Origin of the sequence: Bartonella sp. AP150HLJHH, from assembly GCF_042196385.1 — a bacterium.
Classification (GTDB): Bacteria; Pseudomonadota; Alphaproteobacteria; order Rhizobiales; family Rhizobiaceae; genus Bartonella.
Window position 1 is genome coordinate 1 of the sequence record NZ_JBHIQC010000041.1, and the last position, 7427, is coordinate 7427.

General features: G+C 32.7%; 5 protein-coding genes and 1 pseudogene. All 6 read right to left on the reverse strand.

The window, feature by feature from the left end:
* Window positions 1-465: pseudogene (locus tag ACFING_RS08720) on the reverse strand (recombinase RecT); the annotation flags it as partial.
* Window positions 466-2040: 1575 nt separating this feature from the next.
* Complete coding sequence (locus tag ACFING_RS08725) at window positions 2041-2652, reverse strand: hypothetical protein (RefSeq protein ID WP_375630508.1); 612 nt, start codon at window positions 2650-2652, stop codon at window positions 2041-2043.
* A gap of 99 nt (window positions 2653-2751) precedes the next feature.
* The gene (locus tag ACFING_RS08730) at window positions 2752-3423 is read right to left on the reverse strand and encodes a hypothetical protein (protein ID WP_375630516.1); all 672 of its coding nucleotides are present in this window, start codon (window positions 3421-3423) and stop codon (window positions 2752-2754) included.
* Window positions 3424-5008: 1585 nt separating this feature from the next.
* Window positions 5009-5281, reverse strand: coding sequence for a type II toxin-antitoxin system YafQ family toxin (locus ACFING_RS08735; protein WP_375630510.1), 273 nt, complete (start codon window positions 5279-5281; stop codon window positions 5009-5011).
* Window position 5282: 1 nt separating this feature from the next.
* A complete protein-coding gene (locus tag ACFING_RS08740; protein WP_375630512.1) occupies window positions 5283-5540 on the reverse strand; it encodes a type II toxin-antitoxin system RelB/DinJ family antitoxin in 258 nt (85 codons plus the stop codon).
* Window positions 5541-5822: 282 nt separating this feature from the next.
* A partial coding sequence (locus tag ACFING_RS08745; protein ID WP_375630514.1) for a type ISP restriction/modification enzyme occupies window positions 5823-7427 on the reverse strand: 1605 nt, incomplete at its 5' end.

Below are 7427 nucleotides of genomic sequence, written 5' to 3' on the forward strand. Positions count from 1 at the left end.
GTATAGTGGCTTTATGGCGCAACATACGTGCGGGGTATTTTTTCCAAGGGTCACTGTGGTCTTGTTCGCATTCTTTGAGATATTCGGTGACTTCGATAGGGTCTTTAATGTCTTTGAGACGAATAGCACATTTGATAGCAATGAGATTCCCGTCTTTATCGAGTTGATCTTGAAAGGTCATGCCATCAAAGTCAGGATTTGATTTGATTTGATGATCTTTATCCAACCGTCGATAGAAACAACGGGTATGATGCCGCCGCCTTTTTTAGGGAGAGTATAGATTTCTTTTGTTAAAGGGTTAAGTCCATAAGTATTGGCAACAAAAAGAAAAACGGCAAATTCTGCATCAGAGATGGCATTAGCATTTTTATATCCAATACAAGTTTTTATGATTGTTTCTCGAAATTCTTCAGCAGAAAATCCATATTTTCCTGCCATTTCTTTTAAAAAAGTAGAATTTGTCATGTTGATTTCCTACATTGCGCGCAATTCACCCGTGGCGTGAATCACGCTGGTGTTAAAAGTTGGTTTGTGTTGCTAGAAAGGAATGTCGTCTTTTGTTGAAGAGTCGCCGTTCTGGGCGGTCATAGTTTGTTTACAATCTTCTGAATTATCATAAATTTTTACATTGCCATAAATTCTTGAATCGATCATATAAGATATAATACTAAAAAATACAATAAAGTCAATAGTTTGAGTGTAATTATCTTATATGAATCCACTCAAGAATCCGCACTTTTATACGTGATTCATTTGACCATTTTTTATAAACAATTGTCATGTATGAATAGACCATAAAAAGCAAATCATGATACAAATATTATAACGCATGTGTGTATTCAAATGAAATGAAAAGCCGATATCATTCACAACAGTTTATAAATTTTATGATATGTTTTTATCACAGCACAAATCACATTGTTTAAAAATTTAGTTGTTTGAAAATATCGATAACATAAATCGCATACGTTTAAAGAATGGTATGAATTTTGCTCTTTTTTGAGCGAAACTTTTAAAGGAATAATCGTTTGAAACGGTCATAAGCTTATAGGTTTAATTTATAAAGATTGCATAAAAGGATTTAAAGACAAGATCACTTTTAAAACGCTTTCTAAAAGTTTAGAAAATGATAAGTAATCAGCATAAATATAGTATCATTACATATAGAATGAAAATCACAATGTTATGTTTTATGAAAGAGAAAGCTTTTTAATGATATAACGCAAGCAAGAAAAATTTAAAACCATTGTAACATCATAAGGCATGGGATTTTACTCAATTTTGAGTCAAAAGCTGTAATATTTAAAGAATGCTCTATTCTAAGATAATGCCTCCAAAAATGGACCGGCTAATTTTAAAGAAATTAGGTTTTAATGAAAAGTACAAATACGCTTATGAGAACCTCTTTAAATGCACGTTTAAACGTTTGAAACATAAAATGAGATCTTTATAAGAAACGAAAACTTCTTTTTATCACAGTTATAACTTAGTTATCATTTGCTCTTAAGAACGTTTCATTTATGAAAAACGAAGATCTAGATTTCACAGCAGAGCAAAATCTTGAAAACCTTACACTTTATAAAAGCGTTTGTTTATTTATCTTATGAAAATCTGCTTTTAAAAACCAATGATCGTAAATATAAAAAGAACGTTTTTTACATATATTTATTGAATATGCATTTGCTTTTGATTGGATTGTTAAACCTACCAAGCGTTTTAATTTGTTTAATAGCCATAACAAGCGTTTATAGGCTCTCTCATTCAAACGAGTGATTAAAGATCATACGCACCATTTACGTTTCTTTTGATGAAGTTTTCATATCTCTCATAGAGCGCTTGCAATGTGATACGTTTTGTATATATGCATTCATTACTCCATTGTGGATGATTCATTTTAATCAATAAGAAACGCTATTTGAAAGCCGCGTCATATCATTTGACACGGCTTTTTTTATTTTACTCTCTCTTTTATGATATGTTTATAGCAATGCATCTTATATGCGTTTATAACCATAAAGAAGGCACGCCCCCATGTCTCTTTTATTCTGTTTTATCAGTTATATTGATAACATTATCGTTTTCATAAACCTCACATTTTTTTGGAACGACACTTACTTTACTTTGACTGTTTAATTTTGCATTGCCATAGGCTTTTCCCCAGACCTTGGCATGATAGGAAACCTTGGCATTACCATAAACAGAGCCATAAACTTCAGCATAGCCACTCACAATAACATTGCCATAAACCTTGCCATAAATTTTAGCATGACCTTTGACAATAGCATGATTATAAATCTTGGCATGGCTGTAAACACAGACAGAGCCAGAAACCTGAGCATGCCCATAAACCCTTGCATAATTATAAACCCAAGCATTATAAGAAATATGCGCATTATCATAAACATGGGCTTCTGTATAAATACGAGTGCTCCCACTTACATGGGCATAGCCATAAACCCACGCATTATCATACACCCAGCAATTGCCATCATGGGATAGGTTAACTTCCTTTTCGATAAAACCACCCAAGGCACCCGCCTTTATATCATCAAAATCTCTTAAAGCACGAATGCGATAAAGGTTTATAATATTTCGAGTAAGAGCATGTTTGATTTTTTTGATTTTATTGGTTAATTCATATTTTTTGCACATAAGAATACCCTCACAATCTAATGTGATAAAGATTTGCTAAAATTTGGAATGGAAGAATTTGCTTAGAAAGCAGGCGCTCCCGCACCGCCCGTGTCTTATTTACGCAGCATTATTTTTAATAATCTTTACAACGTGATCGTTTTTATAAATTTCACAATCCTCAGGAATCCCATATGCATAGTGAACGTTTTGTTTCACATATGAATAACCATCTCTTTTTAATCTTGCATTGCCATGTACCAAACCTCTAATGGTGTGATAACCAGTCACTTTTGCATTCCCATAAACAGAGCCATAAACCTTAGTATACCCTCCCACGCTAGCATTACCATAAATATTGCCATAAACATGAGCATTGCCATAGACAAAAGCATGGTCATAAACTACCGCCTTGCTATGAATACGAGCATTTCCTGATAATTTTGCATTGCCATAAACCCGCGCCTGATGATAAACCCAAGCATTATAAGAAAGATGCGCATTGCCATAAACAAAGTCCATTATAATAGCCTTATTAAAAATCTTGGCATTTTCGTAAATATGGGCAGGATTTAAAACAAGAGCATTATCATAAACCCAGCAATTACCATCATGCGATAAGTTATTTTCATTTTCAATAAAGCCGCCCAAGTGACCAGCCTTAACATCATCAAAATCTTTTAAAGCACGAATGCGATAAAGAGTATAATCACCAACCTCTATTGTCTCTCCTGTAAATTCATATTTTTTTGCAGGCTCTTGTTGATTAGCAAGCGCGGTTTCATTTGAAATGGAAGAGGAAATTGTATTTTGGGAATTTTTTATTTTAAATTCTTTCTTAACGTAAAAAAGTTTTGAAATTGACACCCTATAAGGGTGTCGGGTGTTTGAAAACACAGCCTAAAGTCTGTTGTCATACCTTCCCCATAAGGGTTTTGTATAGCATGACCACACCCGACAAAATTCTCATATACTAACAAAAGCATAAAAGAAAGTCAGTATTTAAAGAAATGGATAAGGTCATTTCGTAACCTACCCGCTTAACGCAAGTGTTTTGATCACTTGAGTATTTATATAACAAAATACGTATTTATTATCAAATAATATTTTATCTTTTTTGATATTTTTTTAAATACGTTATGTGTTGATAATGTCTTATGCCTATTAATTGCTTCTTTTATATTTATGTGCTTTTAAAGCTATATTATTTGCTTTCTTAAACGATTGCGTTATTTTCTGAATCTATACATTATAATATTTAGAAACGCTCTCATAGCGCGTATTTTTATCTTTATAACCTATCAATTTTTTTACTAAATGAATTTTAATTTTTTTGTGAATTTTGTTTATAAGGGGCTCTAATTTAAACAACCTTAATAGGCAATGTGCTCTTTATAACCAACGCGTTCATTTGCATATGAGTATTCAAGTTTACTGTTTTCACGTATTCTCTATAGCTGTTATGTTCTTTATAGCCATGGCATCATTTTTCATTTTCATAAGAGAAACGATAAATAGGATAATTGTGATTTATTGCCTGTTATAAAATATCTAAAGAGAGAATGATCATTATAGAGATCAGCAAAATCCCTTTTAATAGACCGTGTCAGTGTTGTCAGTTCTTTTTAAAGCTTATATTATTTTTTAAAATGATAAAAAAACTAAAACATTATATTTCAAGAGGTTAATGTTTTTAAGACATAATTCATATCAAGAGTACAATCTTTAAAGATAACCAATGATGTGAATTGATTAAAACTTGTCAGTTATGTGTCAGTAAATTGAACTGACAAAAGTGATCATTTTAGTGAGTCATTAAAACGTGTCTTATGAAAAGCGTATGAAAGTAAAAACTGATTACGTTATCAAAATCCTTTTTATGAATTTTATCAGTTCATTTGAATAGATAAACTTATGATTTAGAGAATGATTAAAACGTGCTTTATGAAAAGCATATGATCCTTTAAAGCCTTTCAAAAGATAGTTTGTAACTCATAAGAAATGCTATCAAGATCCTTATGGTTGTTAGTTTTGAAGATTTTGAGTATTTTGAGAGTTCCTTTTACCCCCCTTTATATATTTTTTTTCAATCGAAAAATAAAAGTCATTATATTTCAATATGTTAATGTTTTAAATAAACAACCCATATTACACACAACACGTAAATACAATCTATAATATATATAAAAAGGGGTTTTGAAGGTATTTTGAGGGTTTGAGAAGCCTTCAAAACCTATAAGTAATATAAGAAAATGAATATACATAACCCTCTTTAAACAAAGCTATCATTTTAGATTACGGTATAATCTTTTAAAGGCAATGTAAAAAAATCTAATTATGTAGAGAAAAATTAGAGTATTTTTAACTTTTCATATAATTATTCTTTGAAAAGGTCAGAGTGCGTTCCTGTACGAATAAGATGTAATTTATCTCCTTCTATTCTATAAATAAGCAGCCAATCTGGTTCGATATGAATATCATGATACCCTACCCAATCGCCTTTTAGTGGATGATCACAGTAATGTCTTGGTAATGGCTTTTCTTCAATTAGAAGACTCAATAGTGTACGTAGCTTATTCATATTTTTACCGCGTTTTTCCGCTTTGCGCACGTCACGTTTAAATTGTCTTGAGCGGACGGGTATCAGCATATTAAATGCCTAAATCCTTAAAAAGGGCATCAGCGTTTTTAAATGTCTTACCTTTACCTTCATCTAATTCCTTTATAGCTTTACGTGTGACACTATTAGGTACTTTAAGATCAAAAGGCAAACAACCTTCTTCAGCGACACGCAAAAATGTTATGCGGATAAGGTCTGATGCACTTAATCCCATACGTTCTAAAGTAATCATCGCTTGTTTTTTCATTTCAGCAGGAATGCGAGCGCGAACAACAGAATCGGCTTTCATGATTGGTACCTCCATTCATAGATTTTATTATAATGTAGCTACACTGTGACTTCAAGTCAATTTTTTTAGAATTAAAAACCCTTTGGACAGCAGGTATGGCAAAAAACTCCACGAAAAGAATCCTTAATTCGTAATAATTAAGAGGAATGTTGCAAAATCCTATTCTCTTAACTTTATTTTGTTATCCTCATAGTAAAGAAAATTTTATGTAATCAACTTAACAAGAGAGGTATAGATTATGGTTATAAGCTCTATGCCCATTATGTGAGCATGCTTTATAAGTTATTCAGTTTCTCTTATTTCTAATTTTGGTAAGTTCTTAACAATCTTCATTGTTTCTAAACTTACGGTAATAACCCTCTGAAATAACTCTAGAGGGTAGGCAGGGTTGCCAACGGTTTCAACAGCATAGCGATTGGCATCATTCACAATACCACTCTTTTTATCAGTCTTAACACATTGACGCCCCATAACCCATTCAAGAGCGGGCTTGCCATTAACGATATACTCATAAGCTTCAAGAGGGATATCTGTTATTGTGATATTGCTATTGTAAAAAACAGTTGATTTATCCTTTTCCTTACTATTCTTAATTTTTGCGAATTTCATTTCAGTTACATAATAAAACTTTTCGGGATTAGAGATCTCTGTCTGTTTTGGATTACCCTTTTTAAAGGTCACAGGATAAGGTTCTACAGTTTCATAATTCACATGCAAATGACCCAATTCACGTCCTGCTGTTACAAACTTCCAAAAATCACCAGCACTCTTTACACAAGGGATACGAGGCAGTTCTTTAGAGAGGTTATCAGCATAACGAGCACGATAATCTTCCGAATGAAGCAAACCGTAAACGTAATAGAATAGATCATCTTTTGTTATGGTTTCATTAGGATAAGCTGCTTTAAAATAGTCTAGACCTTCATCCGTAATGGCATCACTCCTCTGTAAATCAGCTGTTTTGCTGTCTTCTGTAGCATTTGCAAACAAATATGACTGTTTTTCACCTTTACTTTTTGCAACCCTAGTGTCTTCGTAAATATAACGTGGAAAACATTGACTTTTTTCTATTGAATCCAAGTTAGGTATATCTTTAGTCATAAGTACAGAAAAGTCTTTTTTTGCTCCTATACCTGTAACTGCTATTACTTTATTTTCAACCGCTTTTCCCATGGGGAATATACAGGGCATTTGATAAACTCTATGGTTAAAAATACGACTATAGTAAAGCCATTGCTGCGTAAATGGACGATAAATACTTTGAATGAGGCATGTAGTTTCAAATTCAAAAAACTTTCCTTTTACAAACTCTTCTTTCAGACTACTACTCCAACTTATCTTGCTTTCATCTGTATCGACAAAATCATCTACAACCTTTACACGTACTTTACGTTCAGTATGTGGATAGGTATTGTTAAAACGTCCTACTTCACTGTTATAGAAAGCAATCATATAACTCATGTTTTTTGCTAAAGATTCACGGCTTGAGTTATATGCCCAAGCATCACGATTGGTTGAAATACCACAGGAATAAGTATTAAAAAGCTTTTTACCATGCCCTTTTTTATAACCTATGGATAAAAATGCTTTAAAATTGTCATCACGTTGACCAAGCCAATCATTATGCCTATCCGGTATAATTATTTTCCAACCTTGTTTACTTCGTGTAATGCCATCAATACTACCAAGGGACTCGATTATCGTAAGCTTTTCTTGCCTCGTGAGATAATCTCCAATATCACGAAAATATATCTTACCACGCTGTTGTGCATTTGGATTTTTTACGAGAACGGAAATCGCTATAGGGGCTCGAGATCCTTCACCAAAAATTCCACCACTTTCTTTCTTACGTTGTTCTCCAGAAGTCCGAGCATTTCCCCGTAAATG